Origin of the sequence: Haemophilus sp. oral taxon 851 str. F0397, assembly GCF_000242295.1 — a bacterium.
Classification (GTDB): Bacteria; Pseudomonadota; Gammaproteobacteria; order Enterobacterales; family Pasteurellaceae; genus Haemophilus.
In genome coordinates, this window is record NZ_JH591083.1 from 28,942 (window position 1) to 52,963 (window position 24,022).

Consider the following 24,022-nt stretch of genomic DNA (forward strand, 5'->3'; position numbering starts at 1 on the left):
CACCTTATAAAATGACCGCACTTTCGTTAGGCGAGCAAGCACTTTGGATTCATCAAGTGCCCGAGAATGTAGGCGAGCGAGTGCGAGTTTGTATTTATAGTTCAGATGTTTCTATTACACTGCAAAAGCCAGAACAAACAAGCATTCGTAATATTTTACGTGGCCAAGTTGCACAAATTGAGATACAAGATTCTCGAGTGGATCTTGCCGTATTGGTGGAAGGGCATAAGATTTGGGCAAGTATCAGTAAATGGGCGCAAAATGAACTGCGTTTTTCTATTGGGCAGGATGTTTATGTTCAGATTAAAGCGGTGTCGGTAATGTAGTAAAAATGACCGCACTTTGTTTTTCTCCAAGTGCGGTTTTTTATTAATAATAAAGTTCATCCTAACCTTTTCTTTATCAAGATTTATTTTAGAAAATTATATAAAGAAAAAATATTTGATTGTTCACCGCACTTTTAAACAAATATTCACTAATTTGAAATAATAACTACATTTTGTTATCATGTATTAGCTTTTAGGAAACAAACCTTCAATTTCTACTGAACGTTTCCTTCAAAATCGCACTTCTATGTGCTGTCATTTGTAGTGGTTCCATTACACACTTTTGCCTTTAGGCAACTTTATAAAATCTAATTTTTAATTTACTCACTTAATTTTTAAGGAGAAAAGTTTGTTTTTATTTCAATTTATGAAAAAGCGAACGTCATTTAATCCTTTTGTAATTGGCGTTACATTATTTTTTGTGTTGTTACTTGTGGCGATGATTTTGATTGTCCCAGCACAAACGCAAGCATTATTGAATCAAGCTAAAACTAGCATTTTTGCCAATTTTAGTTGGTTTTATGTTCTCACTTTTTCAGTGTTTTTAGGATTTTTATTAATTTTATCAGTAAGTAATCTTGGCAATATAAAACTAGGGCAGGATGAAGAAGAACCTGAATTTAGTTTCTTATCTTGGCTTGCGATGTTATTTGCCGCTGGAATGGGGGTTGGGCTGATGTTTTTTGGCGTAGCAGAACCATTAACCCATTATCTTTCAGACATTACAACGGGTTCATCCGAACATAAACAACAAGAAGCTTTACTTCACACCCTGTTCCACTGGGGCATTCACGCTTGGGCAGTATATGGCACCATTGCTTTAGCATTAGCTTATTTTGGGTTTCGTTATAAATTACCTTTAGCGTTGCGCTCTTGTTTTTATCCTTTATTAAAAGATCGTATTAATGGCAAAATCGGCGATGCAATTGATGTTATGGCGTTACTTGCTACATTATTTGGGATTATTACCACATTAGGTTTCGGTTCATCACAGCTTGGTGCCGGGCTTGAACAAATAGGTTGGATAAGTCAGAACAGCTTTGCTTTACAAGTTGGCGTTATTGTTGTGGTAATGTGTTTAGCGGTGTTTTCTGCCATTTCTGGTGTTGGAAAAGGAGTGAAAATATTAAGTGAAATTAACTTAACTTTAGCATTTGGTTTACTTCTTTTTGTTTTAATTGCAGGGCCTACGTTATACCTTTTATCTGCCTTTAGCGACAACATTGGTAATTATTTCAGCAATTTAGTGCAACTCAGTTTTAAAACTTATGCTTATGAACAAGAACATACTGGCTGGTTTAGTGGATGGACTGTGCTTTATTGGGCTTGGTGGTGTTCCTGGGCTCCGTTTGTGGGTTTATTTATTGCCCGTATTTCTAAAGGACGAACTATCCGTGAATTTATTTTTGGTGTATTAGTTATTCCAAGTTTATTTGGTATTTTATGGTTTACTGTTTTTGGTAATACAGCGGTATGGCTAAATGATGGCATTGCTGCGGGTGGGCTTGGCGAATTTATTTCTTCTCCAGAAATTTTATTATTTAAATTTTTAAATTATCTGCCTTTGCCAACAATAACTGGTTTTGTGAGTTTATTAGTGATTTCATTGTTTTTTATCACTTCAGCAGATTCAGGCATTTATGTGTTAAATAACATTGCATCTCGTGATAAAAGTTTAGTTTCGCCTGCATGGCAAGCGATAATGTGGGGAACTTTGATGTCAGTTGTCGCGATTGTTCTTATGCAATCTGGTGGACTAGCTAATTTACAAACAATGACATTAATTGTTGCCTTGCCTTTTGCTTTATTGATGTTGGTAATGTGTTTTAGTTTATGGAAAGGCTTAATTGCGGATAAAAAATATTTTTCTACTAAAGTCAATCCAACTAGCATTTTCTGGAGCGGCGATAAATGGAAATCACATTTAGAGCAAATGATGAACCAAACACAAGAGAAAGATATTTTACGTTTTCTTAAAAATACGGCGTTACCTGCTATGCGAGAATTACGTCAAGAATTAGCAGGAAAATATAATTTAAGTGTAGAAATCAACACATTATTTGAACAAGAAGAGCCAGCTTTGGAATTGGTAATTCATAAAGAATCAATGCGAGATTTTATGTATGGTATTAAATCTGTTGGGCGCGAAGTGTCAGAGCAATTAATTAACGATGAAAATCTACCGCACATTCAGCATAGTGTTACTTACGAGCCTTACACTTATTTCTTTGATGGACGAGTAGGTTACGATGTTCAATATATGGATCAAGATGAATTGATTGCAGATATGTTGAAACAATATGAACGTTATCTAAGTTTGCTTGATGATGTGGGGCAAGAGTTAATGGCACATGAGCAAACCGAACTAGCAGAGTAATCGATTTAAAGGTGCAACGTATTCCTCGGTTTTTGGTTATTTAATTCTTAGTTAATATTTAAAGATTGTGGATTACTAACAATCCACAATTTTTAAAAAACGAAAACTAATATTCTCCTTTATATTCCCGAATATCCACAGTGGTATCATAAAGACCGATTTGTTCTGGATGATGTTTCACAATACCGGTATATTCAAGACTGCTATCTTCATAGCGTTTGAATTTAAATACAGCATCGTTCATTAAACCTTTATTAAACAAATTAAGGCTGACTAACAAATCAAAATCGGCTTGCGTTAAGCCTGTCACCTTTTTAAATAATTCACTATCTAGTTGGCGGATCACATCTTCTAACATATATTCGCGGTAATCGGTCAAATACATAAAAATCGGAATACGCGTAGCAAATTTCATCAATTTTTCTTGAATCTGTTTACGCAAATTTTTTTCCGCTTTTTCTTCCTCCGAAATATCTTTTTTCTGTTGTGATGTTGGGTTATCCCCAGCCTCTTTTTTCGCTTTTTTGACTGCTTCTGATTTATTGATGATGGTTTCTAAATCTAAATTTAACTGACGGAAGCCTTCAATATTCATCAATGCTTTCATTGCCTGCTCGTTATTTTTCAGTTTTCTAAGTGTGTCATTATCCACGTTCACCAACAACGCACTTTCCCAACGGCGTGCCAAAAGTGTTGCCGTTGTGCCACTCATCGCCATATCTAAAATACCCGATGCATCAATTGGTCGCATTGAACTGCCGTCATAGGCTAGCACAGGCAAGAACTGAATAAACTCTGCCACTTTACGCTCAGGGTTAATGCTCTCCGTATTCAGTTGGCAGCTGTAATCGGCAAGTTGTCGCAATGCTCGGTCTGGTGCGAAATCAAACACATAGCAATTCTCTTTTAGAATACATTGTGCATTGGGATTATTCGGATCTTGTCCACGTAATACCCAAGGGGTTTGCACACGGAAAGCTGCTTGGAAATAAGTTTCCGGGCTGGCAAGGTTTCGCAACATAAAAATCCCTGCCCAAGGTGCAACGGATACACCTGTCGTTAATTTGCCACAGCTAAGCGTAATGCTTTTGGTTTTAAGCGGATCTTGCATCGCCTTTTTCACAGGAATTAATGCATCAGCCCCCATGCCTGCTTCATTGCCTGCCGCCACAATAATTTGATAATCGTGGTAAAACGTATTTTGCGGTTGAGTTAATAAATTCCGCATTGCATAACAGCTTGCCACATTTGGTAAGAACCAAAGGGTGTGTAACAAACTGCCTAATAAATTGACATCACTAAATGGCATTGGTGGGCGATCTGCTCCCATTTTGAGATTATCTACCGTAGTAGAAAGTAGTTGCCCACGAATAAGATCTAACCATTTTTGCACTTCATTTTGGTATTTAAATTTCGCTTTTTCTCCTTCACCTGTAGCAGAGAAAAATACATTTAAATCAAACTCAGCAAACTCTCCTTTTAAGGCAACTTCTCGGATTTCATCAGGCAACTGATAAGTGAGCATCACCATTTTCGGCAAGGCTAAATAAGGGTTATTTTCACCCTCCCACGCATTTTTGGCTTTTTGTTCATCGGAATACGTCCAGTTGAAAATTTGCTCTTCAATAAACTCACCCGAATTGATGGCACGGAATGGCGTACCTGATAAATAAAGGTAGTGATCTGTGGTAATTGGCAACAATTCCTCATCAAAGTAGTTGGGCGAATCAAGCTCCATTTCGTGCTCTTCGGCTTGCTGTTGCTTGGATTGCTCTTTCTCCCAATCGTTATCGGCAAAGAGATCTTTCGCCTTGTCGCGCCACGCCCCGTAGTGATATTCATCAAAAACCACACAATCCCAATTGATAGCGTGTACCCATTCATTTTTGAGCTTAATCCCGCCCGCTTTGCTTTTGCCCAAATAATCTTGGAACGAACCAAAACAAACCTGCGGAAAATTGGCATTCACTTGCCAATCTTTTTCTTCCGTCACGAACGACCAATCTTGGAAATCAAGGTGATTTTCTAAATCTTCTTGCCACGCGTTTTGTACTGCAGGTTTAAACGTTAGTACTAATACCTTCTTCCACCCCATTCTTTTTGCTAATTGGTACGCTGCAAAGGTTTTCCCAAAACGCATTTTGGCATTCCAAAGAAAATGGGGAATTTTATCTTGATTAAGTGGGTCATTTGCAAAATTTTGGAAATAATCAACCGCTTTTTCCACCGCACTTTGCTGTTCAGGCCGCATGCCGAAGTTAAAAACCGCTTGGCGTTTCTGCACTACGCCCGTTTTTACTTCCAATAATGCTGCTTGTACTGCTTTTAAATCACATTTAAACCATTCTCCATCAAGACGTTCTACGCCATGTTTCAGCAAAACTTGATGCACTTCGTGATCGGTAAAAAATGAGCCATCTTCACGGATTGCCTCTTGGTCTAGTTCAATACGATAACTTTGGGAAGGTAATACAACAGGATATTGTTCTTTTAAGCGTTCCGTTACGGTTCTTGTGGTGTAACCGACTTTTAGGCAATTGGGATAACGGGTGTCAGCGTAGGCGTAAATTCTCGGGCGGCGTAGCGGTGAAAGATAGTTCATTGTTTTTCCTTTGTGATATTACAGGCATATAAAATATAAATTTTGCTCAAAAACTCCCCTCTTTAGCAAAGAGGGGCAGGGGGAGATTTGGCAGGAATGAAAACGAAGCCATGAGAAATTAAGATCGCAATCAAATCTCCCTTAACGCCTCTTTTCTAAAGAGGGGGATCTTGAGCGTTATTCATTTGTCATCGGGCGAACCATTGATTCAATATATTCAATTTCCGCTTGGGTTAATTGATATTTTTCATAGAGTTCTTTGTCTGTCCATGGTCTAGAGAAGTCTTGCATTGGAACGAGTTCATAGACTTTTTTAGTGGTATGTTGGGTATTTTTCTTGAGCGTAAGCATAAAATGGAAAAAACGCGTATTAATGTAACTCATTACATTTTCACAAGTTTGCTTATCTTCAAATGGTCCCATAACAAGATAAGTTTCCGTGCAAGCGGTATTGGGTTCGGCATAAATCGGTTTTACCCAGTCGGTTTTACTATCTCCGGAACCCACAGCATAAGGTGCAATAATTTTATGAGTATGAATCCATTGCTTATTAACAGGTATATCTTCTTGTTTTACATAACCAGTACCTTTATTTTGATAAAGTTTTACGTTATGAACTGATGATTTATACGGTACAGAATTTCCTTTAAAATTTGTTGCCAATCCAAATGGCTTTCTTCCACTAATTACATCACTAAAACTTTTTTCTTCTTTTTCTTTTACTTTCCTTAAAATGTGAACAGCACTGTTATAACGAATTAAAAAATCTAATCCCTCTTCTTTAAGCGGTCGTTTCATTTCAGAAATTTGCGAATTTTTTTCATGTGTCACAATTAAGCAATCATCGTTGTGTTGTTCTTCCCAAAGGAAATAACAAACCCCACCTTTAATTTCTACACCAGTAAAACAATCACTTGAATTTGGAAAATCATGAATTTCTGAAATTCGTCGGTCATTGAGCATTTGATCACGAAAATCATCTAAACCTTTCCCACCGGTAAACCATCTTGCCGGAATAATCATCGAAAGGTATTTCGGCTGTAATTTAATGGCTTGTTGAACAAATTGATCATAAATCGGTTTGGCACTAGCTTGTGCACCACCATCACTCAACTGATACGGCGGATTGCCGATAATGACATCAAATTTCACGGGTAATTTCTCATTGATATTGGCTAAATCTTGATGAATAAAGGAATAGGCGTGGTTTTCTAATTCATCACTACGGTCATAAACTTTTTCGCTTGCACCGCACTTCACGCAACGTCCATTTTCCCATTGGTGTTTTAGAGGGGAATAAAAAATATTGCCTTGCGGATTGTTAAATCCCTCACAAACAGAATATTTCCCATTGGCTTCACGGCTGCAATAAAGTGTGCGACGGGCAAGTAAGGCAGTGAGTTCGGTGATGCCTAAGCCAAAAATTTGTTTGGTTAAAATATGGTTAATTCGTGTTTGTAAATCGGGAATTTCGTCTTTCAGCCCTTCCAATAACCGTTTGGCAATTTCTCGTAAAAATACGCCTGATTTAGTGGCAAGATCGAGAAATGTTGTTTTTGATGAACGGAATAATTCTTGCGGCAATAAATCCAACATTTGATTGGCAAGTGCAGGCGAGGTAAACACTTCATCATTTGATAAATTCGCCAAGCAAGAAAGCACGTCAGGGTTATAGTTTATCGATGGGTTTTGCATTTTGGATGTCCAGAAAATAACAGCTTCGAAATTCTTGTAAGGATTGATAAGGCGAACCCGCGTTATCCACCAAATATTGATATTGGAAATCATGTCGTTTGAGTGAAAATTTGCGAGGAAACGACACGGGCGACCATTGAGAAAAATGCAAAAATTTTTGACTCTCGGTGTAGCACATCGTTAAGGCATTTCCTTGCACAATGTTCAGGCTCAGAATAAAAGTCACCACCGCAATGCAATCAGGATTAGTCTGGTTGGGAAATGTTTGTTCATATTGCAAAATAAAATAAGAAAGTAACCGCTTGCGACAGGCTTCTACGTTATCTTTTAAAAGCTCAATGCCATAAATAGAGCAAATCGCTAGCACAGCATAAAACTCGTATTCTCGTTGTGAAGTGCGGTAGTTTTTTTCAACGATTTCTAATTTTCTTTTCAAAATTTGAATTAAAAAATTGCCATCGCCACAAGCAGGCTCAAGAAAACGGGATTCAATCCGTAAGGTTTCATCTTTAACAAGATCTAACATCGCATTCACCTCTTGCTCACGAGTAAACACCTCCCCGTGATCCGCAACACGCTGTTTTGATTTAATTTGTTTGGTCATAACGTAATTAACGTAACTTTAAGCGTAACTTAATGCGTAATTATAATAATTGTTACGTAATTTTTGATCAAGATTTTCGTAAATCAAAAAGATCTGTTTAAAGTTGCAGATATGAATGAAAAAGAAAAATTTGCAACAAATTTACGTCGGATCTTGATTGAGAAGGGCTATGAACCAAAAGCCTCGGTAATTGAGCGTGAATTTAACTTACGTCATTATGGTAAGCCGATTGGTTTGCACGCTGTCGCTCGCTGGTTAAGAGGGGAGGGATTGCCTTCGCTTGCTCGCTTACAAACCTTAGCGAAATGGTTAGAAATTGATATTCAAGAATTAGTATCAGATGAAAAGGCCTATCAAGTTGCAAAATTAGAAAAGAAAAAAGAGCCGAATAAGCATATTTGGGAAAGCGCGGCAAGTTATCAGGATCAGACGCTTTTTCAGATGTTCTTGAATTTGCCACAAGAGCAGAAAAAAGTGGTACGTGAGGTGATTATGGCGATGGATAAGGCTTATCGTTCGGGGAAATAATATGAATAATAACCGCACTTTTCAAAAGTGCGGTTATTTTCATGCCTATTTTATTTAACTTGATTAATCAAAAATTGTGTTAATAGAGAAACAGGGCGACCGGTTGCGCCTTTATTGGCGCCTTGTAACCAAGCCGTACCAGCAATGTCTAAATGTGCCCAGCGATATTTTTTCGTGAAATTAGACAAAAATGCACCGGCAGTAATTGCGCCACCCCAGCGTCCGCCAATGTTGGCAAGATCGGCGAAAGGTGATTTAAGTTGCTCTTGATATTCTTCGCTTAATGGTAAACGCCACGCTTTGTCTGTGGTTTCTGTTGCTGCGTAGAGTAGTGCATTGGCAAGATCGTTATCTGTAGAAACTAAGCCGCTATTGTGTTGTCCAAGCGCAACCACACAAGCACCAGTTAAGGTTGCAACATCAATAACAAGCTCAGGTTCAAAACGTTCAGCATAAGTAAGGGCATCACAAAGGACTAAGCGACCTTCCGCATCGGTATTGAGCACTTCTACGGTTAAACCGTTCATGGTGGTGAGAATATCGCCAGGGCGATAAGCATTACCATCTGGCAGATTTTCACAACCAGCTAAAATACCAATAACGTTTAATGGCAAGTTCAACTCTGCAATGGCTTTCATTGTGCCGAAGACAGAAGCAGCACCACACATGTCATATTTCATTTCATCCATGTCAGCAGCAGGTTTAAGTGAAATACCGCCCGCATCAAAGGTTAATCCTTTGCCGACAAGTACAATTGGTTTGGCATTTTTATCTGGTGCATTATTGAATGTCAAAATAGACATGTAAGCACGGTTTTCAGAGCCTTTTGAGACGGCAAGATAAGCGTTCATTCCAAGTTTTGCCATTTCTTCTTCATCCACAACTTTCAAAGAAAGTGCGGTAGAATTTTCTGCTAAATTTTTTGCTTGCTCAGCAAGATAAGCAGGGTTGCAGATATTTGGTGGCATATTTGCGATATCGCGTGCTGCTTTTATGCCAGAGCTAATCGCATTGGCGTGAGAAATAGCTTGTTGTGCTTGCTCACAATCCGTATTGAAGATGAAAGATTCTAAAACAGAGGCTTCTGCTTTTTGAGATTTAAAATGATCAAATTGATAATTGGTGTGTTCAATTGTTTCAATGGCAAAGCGGATATTCCAATAAAGATCGCGATCTTTTAATTCAATTTCAGTTAAATAAGAAACTACTTCACGTGTGTTGGTTTCTTTTAGCGTTTTTAAGACAGCTTGGATGATTTGTTTATATTGACGCTCCGTGAGTTCTCCTTTTTTGCCACAGCCAACGATTAACACGCGTTTGGCAGCCAGACCTTGAAGATCTCGAAGTAAAATAGTTTGGGCTAATTTGCCAGTTAGCTCACCTGATTTCACTAAATCGTTTAAATAGCCTTGGGTTAATTGATCGATTTCATTAAAACTTTTTGAAAATTCATTGTTCTCATATACGCCTAAAACAATGCAATCAGTGGATTGAGAAAGTGCGGTATTTTTTGCTTGATATTTCATTTGATGTCCTTAAATTTCTGTTTAATTCAGCGAAAATAAGGTATCATACGCGACCGCTTTTATCCAGTTTTCCCCCGTTTTAGATTTATAAAAATAAACGAAATAAGATGATTTTAATTCGATATTTAACGAAAGAAGTATTTAAGAGCCAAGTCGCCATTTTGTTCATTTTATTGCTGATTTTTTTCTCTCAGCAGTTAGTGCGCGTACTGGGATCTGCGGCTAATGGTAAAGTGCCAGCTGATTTGGTATTTTCCTTGCTTGGGCTAGGCATGCCTGCTATGGCACAATTGATGTTGCCATTATGTTTGTTTATTGCGATTTTACTCACTTTTGGGCGTCTTTACGCCGAAAGTGAAATAACGGTGATGCGTGCTTGTGGTGTCGGGCAACGTGTTTTAGTGCGTGTGGCGTTAATGCTTTCATTGATTACTGCGGGACTTGCTGCTTATAACGTCTTGTGGCTTTCGCCTTGGTCAATTCAAAAACAAGCTGCAATTGTGGAAGATGCCAAAGCGAATCCAACAATGGGGGCGCTTGCTTCTGGTCAGTTTATAGCAACGAATAACAACAATTTTGTTTTATTTATTGATAGTATCAAGGGAAATCAAATCAATGACGTGTATTTGTTCCAAACTGCACCAAAAGGACAAACGAAACCGTCAGTTGTGACTGCTGAAAAAGGCGAATTAAAAGCGCTGCCAAATGGCGATCAAATTCTGAATTTACAAAATACGCAACGAGTTGAAGGCACGTCTGTTTTGCCTGATTTCCGCATTACGCATTTTGATGAATATCAAGCCTATTTAGGTCATCAGGAAACAGAAAATACGAATGATGAAGTAGCCGAATTAACATTGTCTCAACTTATCGGTTTAGATTCTCCTTCGGCGAAATCTGAATTGCATTGGCGTATAACATTAATCCTAGCTGTTCCACTCATGGCGTTAATTGCTGTGCCATTAAGTCGTGTCAATCCTCGACAAGGTAGATTTGCCAAAATTTTACCCGCACTTTTACTCTATTTAATTTATTTCTTATTGCAAAGTTCCTTTAAATCTGCGGGGGCAGCAGGAAAATTAGATGCTGCTATTTTTATGCCTCTCGTTAATATTGGCTTTTTATTGCTTGGTATCGTATTAAATGGTTGGGATAGTGCTGCGATGTATAAATTCCGCCATTTATTCAGTAGAAAAGGATAAGCAAAATGATGAATACCCTCGATCGTTATATTGGAAAAAGTATTCTTGGCTCAATTTTTGCTACTTTGCTTACATTAGTTGGGCTCTCTGCCATTATCAAATTTGTGGAACAATTTCGTAGCGTAGGTAAAGGCACTTATGATATTTGGCAAGCGGTGGCTTTTACTGGGTTAACCATTCCAAAAGATATTGAAACTTTCTTTCCTATGGCAGCATTGCTTGGTGCGCTAATGGCTTTGGGCAACCTTGCAAGTCGAAGCGAACTCGTTGTTATGCAAGCTGCTGGATTTTCTCGTTTTAAAATTGGTATGGCAGTGATGAAAACCGCATTACCACTAGTGTTGTTAACCATGGTGATTGGTGAGTGGGGGATTCCGCAAACAGAACAGTTCGCACGTGATATGCGTGCTCGAGCGCTTTCTGATGGTTCAATGCTTTCGATGAAAAATGGGGTTTGGGCAAAAGATGGTAATAATTTTGTGTTTGTTCGACGTGTTACTGATGACGCAAAATTAAACGATATTTATATTTATACTTTTGATCAGCATCGTAATTTGACGGAGTTGAAACATGCTAACCAAGCAAGTTATTCGGAAGATGAAAGTAAATGGACCTTACGTCAAGTGAACCATTCTACGATTAGCAAAGATGAAATCACGACAAGTAATCGCTTATCGGAAAAATGGGAAACAAATTTAACGCCAGATAAATTAGGCGCTGTTTCTTTACGTCCTACATCACTATCTATTTCAGGTTTGTATAATTACATTTCATTTTTACGTGAAACAGGTCAGGATGTGAGTCGCTTTGAACTCACATTCTGGCGGAAAATTTTTCAACCTGTGTCTGTTGGTGTGATGATGTTATTGGCATTATCTTTTATTTTTGGATCGTTACGTAGTGTGACAGCGGGAGCTAGAATTGTAACGGGCATCTGTTTTGGCTTTTTGTTCTATGTCGTAAATGAAATTTTCGGGCAAATGAGCGTTGTTTATAACATGCCTGCTGTTTTCGGTGCGCTAATGCCAAGTTTGCTATTTATTGTGATGATTTGGTGGTTGCTGAGTCGGAAACGGGATTAATTCAGATTGTTAAAATAATTGCGTGTTCAGTAATGGCACGCAATATTTTTATGTGTTGTTTTCAAATGGAAGAAGTTAAAAAATAAATGAAAATTGGCTTAGTATTAGAAGGTGGGGCGATGCGAGGCATGTACACCGCGGGTGTACTAGATACCTTCTTAGATAAAGATTTTTGGGTTAATGGTATCATTTCCGTTTCCGCAGGTGCATTGTTTGGTGTTAATTATCCTTCTCGGCAAAAAGGGCGTGCAATTCGTTATAACAAGAAATTTATATCAGATAAGCGTTATATCAGTTTTAAAAGTTTGGTGAGCACAGGCAATATCGTGAATAAAGATTTTGCTTTTTATGAAGTACCTTTCAAATATGATGTATTTGATAATAAAACGTTTAAAGAATCAGATATAGATTTTTATGTAGCTGTAACTAACTTACAAACTGCGCAAGCAGAATATGTCAAATTAATAGATCCTTTGGCTCAAATGGAGGTGTTGCGTGCCACTTCTGCGATGCCTTATGTTTCTCGTCCGGTTGAGATAGACGGTATTCCTTATTTGGATGGCGCCATTGCAGATTCTATTCCTGTCGAACAAATGCAGAAGTTAGGATATGATAAAATCATTGTTATTCTTACCCGCACTTTAGATTATAGAAAATCTAAGCCAATGACTTGGATTGCCAAATGGTTTTATCGACATTATCCACATTTTGCAGATGCCGTAAATCAGCGTTATGCCATGTATAATCGACAAGTTGAAAATGTGATTAAGCTAGCAGAAAAAGGCGATATTTTCGTTATTCGACCTTCTGTTGATTTGAAGATTAAGCGCATTGAAAAAGATCCGAATAAATTGCAGGCAATGTATGAACTTGGTATGAAAGATATGCAATTACAGTGGAAAAATTTATTGGACTATTTAAATCGATAATAAAAAATGGATTAAACCTTTTACCGTTTAATCCATTTTTTATTTATTGTGGTAACGCGCCGCTTCCCCAAGTTTGTACTTCTTCAGGGCGCTTTATCTGAAGTAAGAAACGTTTGTTTGGCTGCGCCTGTGGTTGAATTTCTTTTTCTGCTGGTGTGGAGAAAGAAATACCACCTTTTAGCAACTGTTGAATACTTCCTGTATTAAATGCCGCACCTTTCCAGCCTAAGGTAAAGTCATAACCAGATGCAATCCAAAATTCTGTATTTTGTCGAACAAGATGGCTATATTTCGGCATGATTGCGATATGAACTAAGACGCGATCACCAAGACTGTTAAGCTCAAATTTTTTCACTGTACCCACTTCTACGCCTCGATAAAGAATTGGTGAACCTTCACTTAAATTCATTGCATCACGTGTTTCTAAAATAAACGGCGTACCATTACTAAATTTATTACGTTGTGGCCCTGTTTGAGCTAAATTGAATTGTGTTTTTGGTTTACCATTCCCAATTTCAATATCGATATAAGGTTGCAATAAGCTATCAAGGTTATCTATTCCACCGGCTGAAATTTGTGGTGAGATAATCGTAAAGTTAGAACCTTCTTTTGCAATCATATTCATATAATTTGGGTTTATTAACGCTTTTGCAGTGATGCGTTTAGATTTGGCATCAAGCTGAATACTGTCAATTTGCCCCACATCTAAACCCAAATATCGCAGACTCATCCCTTTGCTCAGATTGGTTGCATCATCTGCCGTTAAGGTGATTGCAAGTCCGATGGATTTTGCATAACTTTCATTGGCGTAAAGTGTTCGATTATTGCCCGAACCACTATTATCAAAGCTAATTGCACCTTTTAATGAACGAGCAAGTGGCGTCGCTTGAATGCTAATTCCTTTAGGTGTGATATCAATTTTCGCCGCACTTTCTACCCAAAAACGGCTTTTATCTGTCAACAAATGTTGATAGGCAGGGTAAATATAAACTTCAACATCAAAGCTATTCGTTTGAGGTTTAATATTTAAAATTTTTCCCACCTCAAATTGACGATATAGTACGAGAGAACCTTTATCAATGCTTGGTAACGTTTGGGTGTGTAAGGTTATCGTTGGCGTAAGAATATTTCCTATGATGCCATGTTCAGCATTGCTGATATTTTGATAAAGCGGATAGCTATCTTTAGCTTTTCCCTGACCTTGTTTCGTTAATACTCGTACGCCACCTTGTAACCATTTTTCTGGTGTAGCGGACTCAAAACGCAATCCGTCTAGTCCAACGCTGATATCAAAGTTGGTTGCTGCGACAAATTGTGTGTTTTCGTGAATTAAATTACGATATTCGGATGCAATTGCTGCCTTAAATTGCACACCATTTACATCCACTTTTTGTGAAACAATTTGTCCGATTGGCATGTTGTTATAAAACACATTTTGCCCTTCACTTACACCATAATTTTCTGGTGCGGTAAGTGTTAAAACTAATGTATTAGGTGCATTGAGTAATAACTCATTTTCTTTAATGACATCAAATTGATGCTTAGTTTCACCATCTCCAGCAATGACATCAAAATATTCGCCACGAAAGAATTTTTTGGGATCAGATAAATTACCAAGATCCGTTTTTTTATTGCGAAGTACGATTTTGCTGTTCGCTTTAAATAAAGAGGCTTGGTTTGGATCTATCAATAAACTGCCCTCTAAAATTTCATCGTTATTTTCAACCGCACTTATTTTAGAAAGAATCCCGATAGGATTATCTTGAGAATAAACTTCGGTCTGTCCTGCAACGAGACCAGCGGATGCTGGAATATTTACGTTGACTTCAATTCCACGTTTTGCCGCTTTTAAATTGGTATAGAGCGTGAAATGACTATTTTCATCTGCTTTTGGGCTGCCAGTTGGAGAGTCAAAAGAAACAGCACCTTGTACAACTGCATTTAAACTTTCTACATTTAGATTTAGACCAGATGGGCTAATGTTAGCGTTAATGCCACTGATGTTCCAAAAACGTGAATCTTTTTTCACAAACTGTGCATAGGCTTTATCAATCACCACATCTATTTGCACTTTATTGTCTTTATTAATGCGGTAATCGTAAATTTTTCCCACAGGTAATTTTTTAAAATAGACGGATGCTCCGATAGAAATTGAGCCTAAATCATCAGAAATTAAGTGAATCAATAAATCTCCAGGCGAAACTTGGGCAATGGGGCCTTGTTCTTCCGCAATAAATTCGTCTTCGTGATCGCCATCACCCGGTTGAAGAGTGATGTAATTGCCTGATACGAGAGAATCTAAACCTGAAATTCCTGCAAGTGAAACATTTGGTTGAACAAGCCAGAATTTTGTATTTTCACGCAAAATACTTGATGCTTCAGGATTGATATTGGCAACAACTTCCACTTTTTGCATGTTATCTGTGAAATTTACTTTTTTCACCACACCAATTTGCAAACCTTGGTAGCGAACTTGTGTTTTATCCGCAACGATACCGGAACCATTGGTAAAGGTAATCGTGATGCTTGTGCCTCGTTCCTTAACAATTTGGAAGAATAAAATTGCCCCAATACATAATGCAATAAAGGGAAGTAACCAAAATGGAGAAATACGACGAGTTTTTCGTACTGCCGCTGTCATTTCTGTATGTTGATCTTTCATTGAAGAACTATTTTTCTCTGTCATAAATTTTCCAAATTAATCGACTATCAAATTGTGAGGTTGAAATCATGCTGCAAAATACGGCAGCGCCGAAGTAAAATGCGCCAGGACCAACGGTAAAATTAATAATTTCACCGCGTGTTACTAGTGACATCATTAAGGCTAATACAAATAAATCAAGCATCGACCAGCGCCCAACGAAATGCACAATATGCAATAAACGTATTTGCCATTTTATAGAATGTCGCCATTTAAAATGAACACAACTTAGTAAATAAAGTAAAATTGCCGCTTTACTGATTGGGACAAAAATACTCGCAAAGAATACCACGAAAGCAACAAAATAACTGCCCATGTTAACAAAAGAAATTACACCAGATATTAATGTATCTTCAGAGAGTGCTCCTGTTAAATAAATGCCTGATATGGGTAATAAATTTGCTGGGAAAAGCATAATAATCCCTGCAATTAAACTTGCCCAAGTGCGTTGTAACTTAATATTATCTGAAATATGAACAGGCGATAAACAGCGCGGACATCGTGGGTTGTTCTTTTTATCGTAATGAATACCGTTTTTTGAAAATGTATAGTTACAAGCATCACATAATTCAATGTTGTTTGCATCATAAGCGGGTTCATTTTCGGGATAAAACTCTTTCCATAATGCTTTAAGGTTTAATTTGATAAAAAGTAAGGTTGTCAAAAGTGCGGTGAAAATAAAGGGAATTAAATAAACATTAATTTCCAGTGTTGCATATTCACGCACCTTGAACATCGTCACGCCTAGCGCAACTAAATAAACATCAAACATAACCCAAGGTTTTATATAACCTAAAAAAAGCAAAATACTACGTGGTTTAATATGCAAAATTTTTGCAATCCAGAGCATGATGACTAAAATTGCAAAGGTAATTGGCATCACAACGGCACAGATAAACACCATAAAGGCAGTGTATTCATAGCCTGCCACTGACATTTTCCAAATACCTTCCCAAATAGATGCGTCAATTTTGACACCTAACAAATGAAGACTTAATAGGGGATAACCTAAGGCAAATGGCATCAAAATAAGGATCGATAAAGCAACCATAGCACAACGATGAACAGACCAACGCCCACCTGTCGCTAAATGGTGATGACAACGTGGACATTCAGCTTGTTCATCTTTATTTAATATTAAAGGTGTTTCTACGCTAACATCACATTCTTCGCATTTTATAATTTGAAATGATTTTTGTGTGAGGTTTGATTCTTGCACGAAAGATTATCTTTTATTCGGTTGTTAAAAACGGGGCATTTTAGCCTTGTTTAAGTATATATGGGAAGTGTTCTTGACTATTTTTGTGCAAAATTTATTCACAATGTTTTGATTCATTGTAAATTTTGTAAAAAGTGCGATAAACTAGGTCGGTTTATATTTACCCTAGGATAACTAACATGACTGATTCTCAATCTGGCGTTCAGACCACTGATGCGCAAGTAAATTCACAAAAACTAACCAATACAAAAGATATTATTGCGTATTTGGCTGAAAAATTCCCACTTTGCTTTATTTTAGAAGGAGAAGCAAAACCATTAAAAATTGGTCTGTTCCAAGATTTAGCGGAAGCATTACAAGATGATGAGCGTGTAAGCAAAACTCAGTTGCGTCAGGCTCTTCGTCAATACACATCAAATTGGCGTTATTTACATGGTTGTCGAGAAGGTGCGGTGCGCGTAGATTTACAAGGTAATCCAGCCGGAGTATTAGAAGCGGAACATGTAACTCATGCAGCTCAACAGCTTGCAGATGCAAAAGCGCGTGTTGCTGAAAAACGTAAAGCAGAGGCTGCAGCGAAAAAAGCTCAACAAAAACAACGCCCACGTAAACCAGCAAATAAAAATGCTAAACATTTCAATAAGCCGTCATTAAGTGCGGTTGATTTTTCACAAATTTCTGTTGGTTCTGTGGTGAAAGTGAAAGCTGGTGATCATGCCAAAAAAGCAACAGTAGTGGAAGTGCTAAAAGATTCAGCACGTGTTGAGCTTGAAAACGGTTTGGTTATGAGCGTAGCTGCAGATCGTTTATTTGCATAATGATTTAATTCTACTCGGGAAAGGTTATGAGATCTAATATTTCAAAAAATGTGATTACTAGCGCATTGTTATCGGCATTGTTAATCGGCTCTGTACCTGCTTTTGCTGTGCAGCCTAAATTAAAACTGAGCGATATTACTATTCCAACAGCAAGCGAAGAGAATCAGTTGGCGACTAAGCGTGCAACGACTCGATTGACCCAATCGCATTATCGAAAGATCTCATTGGATGATGCTTTTTCTGAGAAGATTTTTGATCGTTATATTAAAAATATTGATTTTAGCCATAACACCTTTTTGCAATCTGATGTAGATGAACTTCGTCAAAAATATGGTGCTAAGTTAGATGATCAGTTGAATCAAGGTGATCTTTCTGCTGCTTTTGATATTTATGATGTAATGATGAAGCGTCGTTATGAACGTTATGCTTATGCCTTGTCTTTATTAGATAAAGAGCCTAATTTGAATGGCCAGGATCAAATTGAAATTGATCGTGAAAAAGCGGCATTTCCGAAAAACGAAGAGGATGCTAACAAGCTTTGGGAAGAACGAGTCAAAAATGACATTATCAATCTTAAATTAAAAGATAAAAAATGGTCAGAAATTAAAACAAAACTCACCAAACGTTATAATTTGGCAATTCGCCGTTTAACTCAAACGAAGGCAGATGACATTTTGCAAACCTATTTGAATGCATTTGCTCGTGAAATTGATCCACATACAAGCTATCTTGCACCAAGAACAGCTAAAAGTTTTAATGAAAGCATGAATCTTTCGCTTGAGGGGATTGGGGCAACTTTACAATCAGAAGATGATGAAACAAGCATCAAGTCGCTTGTTCCTGGCGCACCTGCGGAGAAAAGTAAAAAATTACATCCCGGAGATAAAATTATCGGTGTGGGACAAGCTACAGGCGAGATTGAAGACATTGTTGGCTGGCGTTTAGAAGATATCGTTGAGAAAATCAAGGGTAAAAAAGGCACAAAAGTGCGGTTAGAAATTGAGCCGTCTAAAGGTGGAAAATCCCGTATTATTACTTTAGTTCGCGATAAAGTGCGTATTGAAGATCAAGCCGCAAAATTAACTATGGATAAAGCAGATGGTAAAAATATTGCGGTAATCAAAGTGCCAAGTTTCTATATTGGTTTAACTGATGATGTTAAAAAATTATTGGTTAAAGCAGAGAAACAAAAAGCCGATGCGTTAATTATTGATTTGCGTGAGAACGGTGGTGGCGCATTAACAGAAGCGGTTGCTTTAAGTGGTTTGTTTATTACTAATGGCCCTGTTGTACAAGTACGTGATGCTTATCAACGAATTCGTGTACATGAAGATGATGATGCAGAGCAACAATATAAAGGTCCTTTGTTTGTCATGATTAACCGTTATAGTGCTTCGGCATCAGAGATTTTTGCAGCAGCAATGCAGGATTATAATCGCGGTATTGTTATTGGACAAAATACTTACGGTAAAGGTACCGTTCAGCAAAGTCGCCCTTTGAATTTTGTGTATGATTTAGATCAGACGCCGTTAGGTTTATTGCAATATACCATCCAAAAGTTCTATCGAATTAATGGTGGATCAACTCAGTTAAAAGGTGTGGCGGCAGATATTAATTTCCCTGAAATTATCGATGCGAAAGAATATGGCGAAGATAAAGAAGATAATGCATTGCCGTGGGATAAAATTCCATCCGCAACTTATAAAGAAGTTGGTAATGCGCGCAAAGATGTTGATGTATTAAATCAAAAACATCTTGAGCGTATTGCTAAAGATCCTGAATTTATTGCATTGAATGAAGATTTAAAAATTCGTAATGAGCGCCGTGATCGCAAATTCTTATCATTGAATTATCAAACACGTAAAGCTGAAAATGATAAGGATGATGCAAGACGTTTAAAAGATATTAATGAGCGTTTTAAACGTGAAGGTAAAAAAGCATTAAATGATATTGATGATTTACCGAAAGATTATGAAGCGCCAGATTTCTTCTTAAAAGAAGCAGAAAAAATGGCTGCGGATTTTGTTATGTTGAATTCAACTGGGCAAGCTGTTGGCAAAGAAACTCAGAAACAAACAGAAACAGTAGAAGAGAAAAAATAAAATTATTTTAACCGCACTTTGTTTTAGAACTTAAATAAAGTGCGGTTGTTTTAGGGAATGTTTAAGGAATGGCTATGTTTAAAAGCACTGCAAAGCTCTCAGTATTTGCGTTGTCATTATCAATGATGACATCAGGATGCGCTTTAGCAGATTTTGCAAAAAATGAGCAATCTGTGAAACTTCATGGCATTGATGTTTCGCATTTATCTCCAGAAGAAAAACAAAAGCTTGAAGAGGAAATTAAATTAGATCAAGCCCGCTTAGCACAGGAAAAGCAAGCGATTTTAGAAATGTCGCTAACCCATGAAATAGGGGAGAATGCTTTACAGTTTAAGCCGTTGTTAGCTCGTTTATATGCAGAACGTAAATATACACCATTATGGAAAGATAATGCTGCGGCTCGCCAATTATTACAGGGTTATGCCGCGATGGTGGCTAGTGGTATTTCTAAACGTTCAGCAAAATCCTTAGAATCATTTGAATTGATCGAACAACAAGGCGGATTAGCTTATGATGTTTTATTGAGCGATATATTGCTAGATTATTTGTATTATACTCAAAATGTAGGCGCTCAAGCTCAACGTTGGTTGTATTCATCTAGCGCTTATCAAGTTCAACAACCTGCAGATGAGCATATTCAACGTTGGTTAAGTGCGGTAGAAAATGGTCAACTTTTAGGTTTTGTACAAAGTTTATCGGGCGATAATCACTTATATCATCAAACTGTTAAAGCCTTATCATCAATGGTATCTGCATCAGGACTGTCAGAAGTAGGTAAAAAGCTTGCTATTAATGCGCAACGTTTACGGGTGATTCCTGATTTTCATAATGGTATTTTCGTGAATATTCCAAGTTATAAATTGCAGTATTATCGTGATGGTAATTTAACTTTGGAATCTCGTGTTATTGTTGGTAAGGATGAACGCCGTACGCCCGTGATGTATAGTAAATTAAGTAGTGTTGTTGTGAATCCACCTTGGAATGCGCCTACTCGCTTAATTAATGAAGATTTATTGCCAAAAATGAAAGCAGATCCAAGTTATATTGCAGCTCATAATTATTCTATTTTGGATAGTGCTGGCAATGTGATTGATCCTTACTCGATAAATTGGGCATCTATTGGTAATAAATTCCCTTATCGAGTTCGACAAGCTGCGGGTGATAGTGCACTGGGTAATTATAAATTTAATATGCCAAGCTCAGATGCTATTTATTTGCATGACACGCCAAATCATGGGCTGTTTAGCCGTAAAGATCGCGCATTAAGTTCTGGTTGTGTGCGTGTGGAAAAGTCCGATCAACTTGCTAGTATTTTATTGAAAGAAGCAGGGTGGTCTGATGAACGTAAAAAGAATGTTTTAGAGAGTAAAAAAACGGTTTCTACCCCAATTCGTTCGGAAAACCCAGTATTTATATACTATGTGACATCTTGGGTTGAGAATGGAAAAATTCAGGCATTGCCAGATATTTATAAATATGATGGATTGATGAATTTCAGTGGAATTAACTGGAATGTCGTCAAAAAATATCTCTAATAATCCATCAAAAAATAGAAAGGAGAGATGATGCACAAAGTTGATAAACAGAAACGTAAATGGCTGTCGCTCGGTGGCATTGTTTTAGGCGCATCAGTTTTACCAAATTCTGTATTTGCAATGGTTTCAACACCTAAACCTCGTATTTTGACGTTCCGTAACATTAATACGGGAGAGCGATTAAGTGGTGAGTTTTCTGCTCAAAAAGGTTTCGCAAGTGCCACATTAAAAAAATTGGACCATTTTATGCGCGATAAACGAACAAACCAAGTTCATAGAATGGATCCAAATTTATTCCACAAGTTTTATAACATTCAAAGCAATTTAGGGTTACGCAATGCTGAAATTGAAGTCATTTGTGGGTATCGTTCTGCTGCAACTAATGCAATGCGTCATCGTCAAAGTAGCGGAGTAGCAAGTAATAGTTATCATATTAAAGGAAAAGCCATTGATTTTCGTATTGCAGGCGTGCCTTTGGCTAAAGTAAAAGCTGCTGCAGAAAACCTAAGTAATGGTGGGGTAGGATATTATCCGACAAGTAATTTTATTCATGTGGATACTGGCCCTGTTAGAACCTGGAAAGGGGTATAAAATAAATTTAAAATTGACCGCACTTTTGTGCGGTTTTTCATTGGAAAATACTATGCTATTTGATAGTCATCTTCATTTGGATCAACTCTCTGATGAGAATATCCAGAAAACACTCGGGGATTCAAAGATTACAGGTATGCTTGCGGTAAGTACGAATCTAAAAAGTGCTAAAAAACTATTGAATTTAAAACAGACTTATCCCGAGAAACTTTATATTGCAGCTGGTTTTCATCCTGAACAGCCTTTGCTGAAGTTAGAAGAGCAAGAAGAATTATTTCAATGGATTGATGAAAATCATTCATCGATTTCTGCGATTGGCGAGGTGGGGTTGCCACATTATTCTAAACGTGAAAATTCAAATTTGGATTACGTACCTTACATTGAATTACTGGAACGATTTATTCTGATAGCGAAAAAATGGGATTTACCGTTAAATTTACATATTGTGCATAATGATGTGGATATTGCCCTTGAATTATTGGAGAAACATAATATTCAACGTGCCCATTTTCATTGGTTTAAGACAGATGAAAAATCTTTTCAGAAATTTTTATCTACACCATATTTTGCTAGCCTAACGCCAGATATTTTATGGAATCCTAAAACGCAATATGTTGCTCAAAATTTGTCGTTAAACCGTTTGATGATTGAAACGGATAGTCCCTGGCCACACGAAGGATTTGAAAGTAGGGTAATTTCTGAGCAATTATTCGCAGTAGTGAAGAAAGTAGCTGAATTAAAATCTTTGCCATTACATTATGTTCAAGAGCAAATGCTTTTGAATACTCAACAATTTTATCGATTATAAGGAGCAAACATGAATATCGAAATTATCCCAGTCACCGCATTTCAACAAAACTGTTCTTTGATTTGGGATGAAGACAAAAATGCAGCAATCATTGACCCAGGTGGCGAAGCCGAACGCCTAATTCAACGTATTGAAGAACTGAATTTAAATCTTAAAGTGATTTTACTTACCCATGGTCATTTAGATCATGTTGGCGCAGCGATGCAGTTAAAACAACATTTTGGCGTTGAAATTTGGGGTTCTCATGAAGAAGATAAATTTTTATTTGAGAGTTTGCCAGAACAAGCGCAACGTTTTGGTTTACCAAATATTGAAGCCTTTTTACCTGATCGTTGGTTTAATCAAGAAGGAGAAATCTTAAAATTAGATGGCTTTAGTTTCGAGATTTTACATTTACCAGGGCATACACCAGGGCATATTGGTTTTATTGAACATGAGAAAAAAGTGGCATTTACAGGCGATGTATTATTTCAAGGCGGAATTGGTCGTACTGATTTCCCTCGTGGTGATTATGAAACATTGATTTCTTCAATTCGAACAAAACTATTACCGTTGAATGATGATCTGATTATTATTGCTGGGCATGGGCCTTATACAACCATTGGCCGAGAAAAACAGATAAACCCATTTTTAAATCGTTAAAAGTGCGGTGAATTTTTTATGGTATTTTGAACTAATTGCCAGAGAGGGAGTCTTAAGCGTGCCTCTGGCAAATTTTATAATAGGAGTTTATATGAAATCTTTAAAATCTCTTTTAAGTGTTACCGCACTTACCCTTGCTATTTCAGGTTTTGCATTATCAAATGAAAATCCATTGGCTACATTAAAAGATGTGGCGAAAGATAATGTTAAAACAACCGTGTCAGAAAATGTGAAATCAGTAAAAGATTCTGCGTCAGCTGCGAAAGGAAATGTTTTAGAAAAAGTTTCTTCAACAAAAGAAAAAGCGACCGAAGGCGTTTCTTCTATGAAAGAAAAAATGGCTGTAGAGAAAGAAAAAGTTGATTCAGTCAAAGATAAAGCAAAATCATTAAAAGATTCTTCATCAGAAGATAGTCACAAAGCTTTAAAACACAAAGCTGCGGAGAAAGTGAAAGAAACGAAAGAAAAAGCAGCAGAAAAAATGAATAGTGCGAAAGATAACGTTAAATCTGTTGTAGATTCTGCTAAGATTAATATTAATAAAGCGGATGCTAACACATTACAAAAACTTTCTGGTATCGGTGAGAAAAAAGCGCAAGCAATCATCGACTATCGTAATAAAGTTGGCAAAATTAAAGACATCGCAGAGTTATCAAAAATTGAAGGTTTAGGTTCAACCACTATTGAAAAAATAGCACCATTATTAACTTTCTAAGTATTTAGTTAAAGTTTTGG

The 24,022-nt window shown here is 37.2% G+C and carries 19 protein-coding genes; 13 read left to right on the forward strand and 6 right to left on the reverse strand.

Annotated elements, in window-relative coordinates; translation table 11 throughout:
* A partial coding sequence (locus tag HMPREF9096_RS09440) for a TOBE domain-containing protein (protein WP_009500986.1) occupies nucleotides 1-326 on the forward strand: 326 nt, incomplete at its 5' end.
* Nucleotides 327-675: 349 nt separating this feature from the next.
* On the forward strand, nucleotides 676-2,703 hold the full coding sequence (locus HMPREF9096_RS00515) for a BCCT family transporter (RefSeq protein ID WP_032803619.1): 2,028 nt from the start codon (nucleotides 676-678) through the stop codon (nucleotides 2,701-2,703).
* Nucleotides 2,704-2,809: 106 nt separating this feature from the next.
* Here HMPREF9096_RS00515 and HMPREF9096_RS00510 read toward each other — a convergent pair whose 3' ends face one another.
* The 3 genes from HMPREF9096_RS00510 to HMPREF9096_RS00500 form a co-directional block, all read right to left on the reverse strand.
* Nucleotides 2,810-5,305, reverse strand: coding sequence for a DEAD/DEAH box helicase (locus HMPREF9096_RS00510; protein ID WP_009500989.1), 2,496 nt, complete (start codon nucleotides 5,303-5,305; stop codon nucleotides 2,810-2,812).
* Nucleotides 5,306-5,482: 177 nt separating this feature from the next.
* Nucleotides 5,483-7,000 carry an Eco57I restriction-modification methylase domain-containing protein gene (locus tag HMPREF9096_RS00505; RefSeq protein ID WP_009500990.1) on the reverse strand — a complete coding sequence of 506 codons (1,518 nt, stop codon included), beginning with the start codon at nucleotides 6,998-7,000 and terminating at the stop codon, nucleotides 5,483-5,485.
* Nucleotides 6,975-7,604, reverse strand: coding sequence for a DNA methyltransferase (locus HMPREF9096_RS00500; RefSeq protein ID WP_009500991.1), 630 nt, complete (start codon nucleotides 7,602-7,604; stop codon nucleotides 6,975-6,977). The genes HMPREF9096_RS00505 and HMPREF9096_RS00500 overlap by 26 nt, the downstream gene beginning before the upstream one ends.
* A gap of 63 nt (nucleotides 7,605-7,667) precedes the next feature.
* Here HMPREF9096_RS00500 and HMPREF9096_RS00495 point away from each other — a divergent pair, with 63 nt between their 5' ends.
* Entirely contained in the window at nucleotides 7,668-8,132 is a 465-nt protein-coding gene (locus tag HMPREF9096_RS00495; RefSeq protein WP_009500992.1) for a hypothetical protein, read from the forward strand.
* Nucleotides 8,133-8,182: 50 nt separating this feature from the next.
* On the opposite strand, the gene HMPREF9096_RS00490 is transcribed toward HMPREF9096_RS00495, so the two are convergent.
* Nucleotides 8,183-9,658: a leucyl aminopeptidase gene (locus tag HMPREF9096_RS00490; protein WP_009500993.1), complete on the reverse strand. Its 1,476-nt coding sequence runs from the start codon at nucleotides 9,656-9,658 to the stop codon at nucleotides 8,183-8,185.
* 107 nt (nucleotides 9,659-9,765) lie between these two features.
* Here HMPREF9096_RS00490 and lptF point away from each other — a divergent pair, with 107 nt between their 5' ends.
* From lptF to HMPREF9096_RS00475, 3 genes are all read left to right on the forward strand, one after another.
* Nucleotides 9,766-10,860 carry an LPS export ABC transporter permease LptF gene (gene lptF, locus HMPREF9096_RS00485; protein WP_009500994.1) on the forward strand — a complete coding sequence of 365 codons (1,095 nt, stop codon included), beginning with the start codon at nucleotides 9,766-9,768 and terminating at the stop codon, nucleotides 10,858-10,860.
* A 5-nt stretch (nucleotides 10,861-10,865) separates the two neighbouring features.
* Nucleotides 10,866-11,942 carry an LPS export ABC transporter permease LptG gene (lptG, locus tag HMPREF9096_RS00480; RefSeq protein ID WP_009500995.1) on the forward strand — a complete coding sequence of 359 codons (1,077 nt, stop codon included), beginning with the start codon at nucleotides 10,866-10,868 and terminating at the stop codon, nucleotides 11,940-11,942.
* 86 nt (nucleotides 11,943-12,028) lie between these two features.
* Nucleotides 12,029-12,871 carry a patatin family protein gene (locus tag HMPREF9096_RS00475; protein ID WP_009500996.1) on the forward strand — a complete coding sequence of 281 codons (843 nt, stop codon included), beginning with the start codon at nucleotides 12,029-12,031 and terminating at the stop codon, nucleotides 12,869-12,871.
* A gap of 43 nt (nucleotides 12,872-12,914) precedes the next feature.
* Here the strand turns inward: HMPREF9096_RS00475 and HMPREF9096_RS00470 are convergent, their stop codons facing one another.
* Together HMPREF9096_RS00470 and HMPREF9096_RS00465 are read right to left on the reverse strand one after the other, a co-directional pair.
* Complete coding sequence (locus tag HMPREF9096_RS00470; RefSeq protein WP_009500997.1) at nucleotides 12,915-15,557, reverse strand: PqiB family protein; 2,643 nt, start codon at nucleotides 15,555-15,557, stop codon at nucleotides 12,915-12,917.
* Nucleotides 15,541-16,791 (reverse strand): PqiA/YebS family transporter subunit, encoded by a 1,251-nt coding sequence (locus tag HMPREF9096_RS00465; protein ID WP_009500998.1) that lies wholly within the window; start codon nucleotides 16,789-16,791, stop codon nucleotides 15,541-15,543. The genes HMPREF9096_RS00470 and HMPREF9096_RS00465 overlap by 17 nt, the downstream gene beginning before the upstream one ends.
* Nucleotides 16,792-16,970: 179 nt before the next feature.
* On the opposite strand from HMPREF9096_RS00465, the gene proQ reads away from it, so the two are divergent.
* The 7 genes from proQ to HMPREF9096_RS00430 all read left to right on the forward strand — a co-directional run bounded on the left by proQ (nucleotide 16,971) and on the right by HMPREF9096_RS00430 (nucleotide 24,002).
* Nucleotides 16,971-17,609 (forward strand): RNA chaperone ProQ, encoded by a 639-nt coding sequence (gene proQ, locus HMPREF9096_RS00460; RefSeq protein WP_009500999.1) that lies wholly within the window; start codon nucleotides 16,971-16,973, stop codon nucleotides 17,607-17,609.
* A gap of 26 nt (nucleotides 17,610-17,635) precedes the next feature.
* Nucleotides 17,636-19,711, forward strand: a complete 2,076-nt coding sequence (prc, locus tag HMPREF9096_RS00455; RefSeq protein ID WP_009501000.1) for a carboxy terminal-processing peptidase — start codon at nucleotides 17,636-17,638, stop codon at nucleotides 19,709-19,711.
* A gap of 68 nt (nucleotides 19,712-19,779) precedes the next feature.
* A complete protein-coding gene (locus tag HMPREF9096_RS00450) occupies nucleotides 19,780-21,246 on the forward strand; it encodes a L,D-transpeptidase family protein (RefSeq protein ID WP_009501001.1) in 1,467 nt (488 codons plus the stop codon).
* 30 nt (nucleotides 21,247-21,276) lie between these two features.
* A complete protein-coding gene (locus HMPREF9096_RS00445) occupies nucleotides 21,277-21,837 on the forward strand; it encodes a YcbK family protein (RefSeq protein ID WP_009501002.1) in 561 nt (186 codons plus the stop codon).
* A gap of 52 nt (nucleotides 21,838-21,889) precedes the next feature.
* Nucleotides 21,890-22,645 (forward strand): TatD family hydrolase, encoded by a 756-nt coding sequence (locus tag HMPREF9096_RS00440; protein WP_032803622.1) that lies wholly within the window; start codon nucleotides 21,890-21,892, stop codon nucleotides 22,643-22,645.
* Between the two features lie 9 nt (nucleotides 22,646-22,654).
* The gene (locus tag HMPREF9096_RS00435) at nucleotides 22,655-23,287 is read left to right on the forward strand and encodes an MBL fold metallo-hydrolase (protein ID WP_009501004.1); all 633 of its coding nucleotides are present in this window, start codon (nucleotides 22,655-22,657) and stop codon (nucleotides 23,285-23,287) included.
* Nucleotides 23,288-23,378: 91 nt separating this feature from the next.
* Nucleotides 23,379-24,002, forward strand: a complete 624-nt coding sequence (locus HMPREF9096_RS00430) for a ComEA family DNA-binding protein (protein ID WP_032803624.1) — start codon at nucleotides 23,379-23,381, stop codon at nucleotides 24,000-24,002.
* Nucleotides 24,003-24,022: the final 20 nt, after the last annotated feature.

Bases quoted from the DNA above. Each gene is read 5' to 3' on its own strand.
- HMPREF9096_RS00510 (WP_009500989.1), bottom strand. From the start codon at position 5,305: ATGAACTATCTTTCACCGCTACGCCGCCCGAGAATTTACGCCTACGCT.
- HMPREF9096_RS00505 (WP_009500990.1), bottom strand. From the start codon at position 7,000: ATGCAAAACCCATCGATAAACTATAACCCTGACGTGCTTTCTTGCTTG.
- HMPREF9096_RS00500 (WP_009500991.1), bottom strand. From the start codon at position 7,604: ATGACCAAACAAATTAAATCAAAACAGCGTGTTGCGGATCACGGGGAG.
- HMPREF9096_RS00490 (WP_009500993.1), bottom strand. From the start codon at position 9,658: ATGAAATATCAAGCAAAAAATACCGCACTTTCTCAATCCACTGATTGC.
- lptF (WP_009500994.1), top strand. From the start codon at position 9,766: ATGATTTTAATTCGATATTTAACGAAAGAAGTATTTAAGAGCCAAGTC.
- lptG (WP_009500995.1), top strand. From the start codon at position 10,866: ATGATGAATACCCTCGATCGTTATATTGGAAAAAGTATTCTTGGCTCA.
- HMPREF9096_RS00475 (WP_009500996.1), top strand. From the start codon at position 12,029: ATGAAAATTGGCTTAGTATTAGAAGGTGGGGCGATGCGAGGCATGTAC.
- HMPREF9096_RS00470 (WP_009500997.1), bottom strand. From the start codon at position 15,557: ATGACAGAGAAAAATAGTTCTTCAATGAAAGATCAACATACAGAAATG.
- proQ (WP_009500999.1), top strand. From the start codon at position 16,971: ATGACTGATTCTCAATCTGGCGTTCAGACCACTGATGCGCAAGTAAAT.
- prc (WP_009501000.1), top strand. From the start codon at position 17,636: ATGAGATCTAATATTTCAAAAAATGTGATTACTAGCGCATTGTTATCG.
- HMPREF9096_RS00450 (WP_009501001.1), top strand. From the start codon at position 19,780: ATGGCTATGTTTAAAAGCACTGCAAAGCTCTCAGTATTTGCGTTGTCA.
- HMPREF9096_RS00445 (WP_009501002.1), top strand. From the start codon at position 21,277: ATGCACAAAGTTGATAAACAGAAACGTAAATGGCTGTCGCTCGGTGGC.
- HMPREF9096_RS00440 (WP_032803622.1), top strand. From the start codon at position 21,890: ATGCTATTTGATAGTCATCTTCATTTGGATCAACTCTCTGATGAGAAT.
- HMPREF9096_RS00435 (WP_009501004.1), top strand. From the start codon at position 22,655: ATGAATATCGAAATTATCCCAGTCACCGCATTTCAACAAAACTGTTCT.
- HMPREF9096_RS00430 (WP_032803624.1), top strand. From the start codon at position 23,379: ATGAAATCTTTAAAATCTCTTTTAAGTGTTACCGCACTTACCCTTGCT.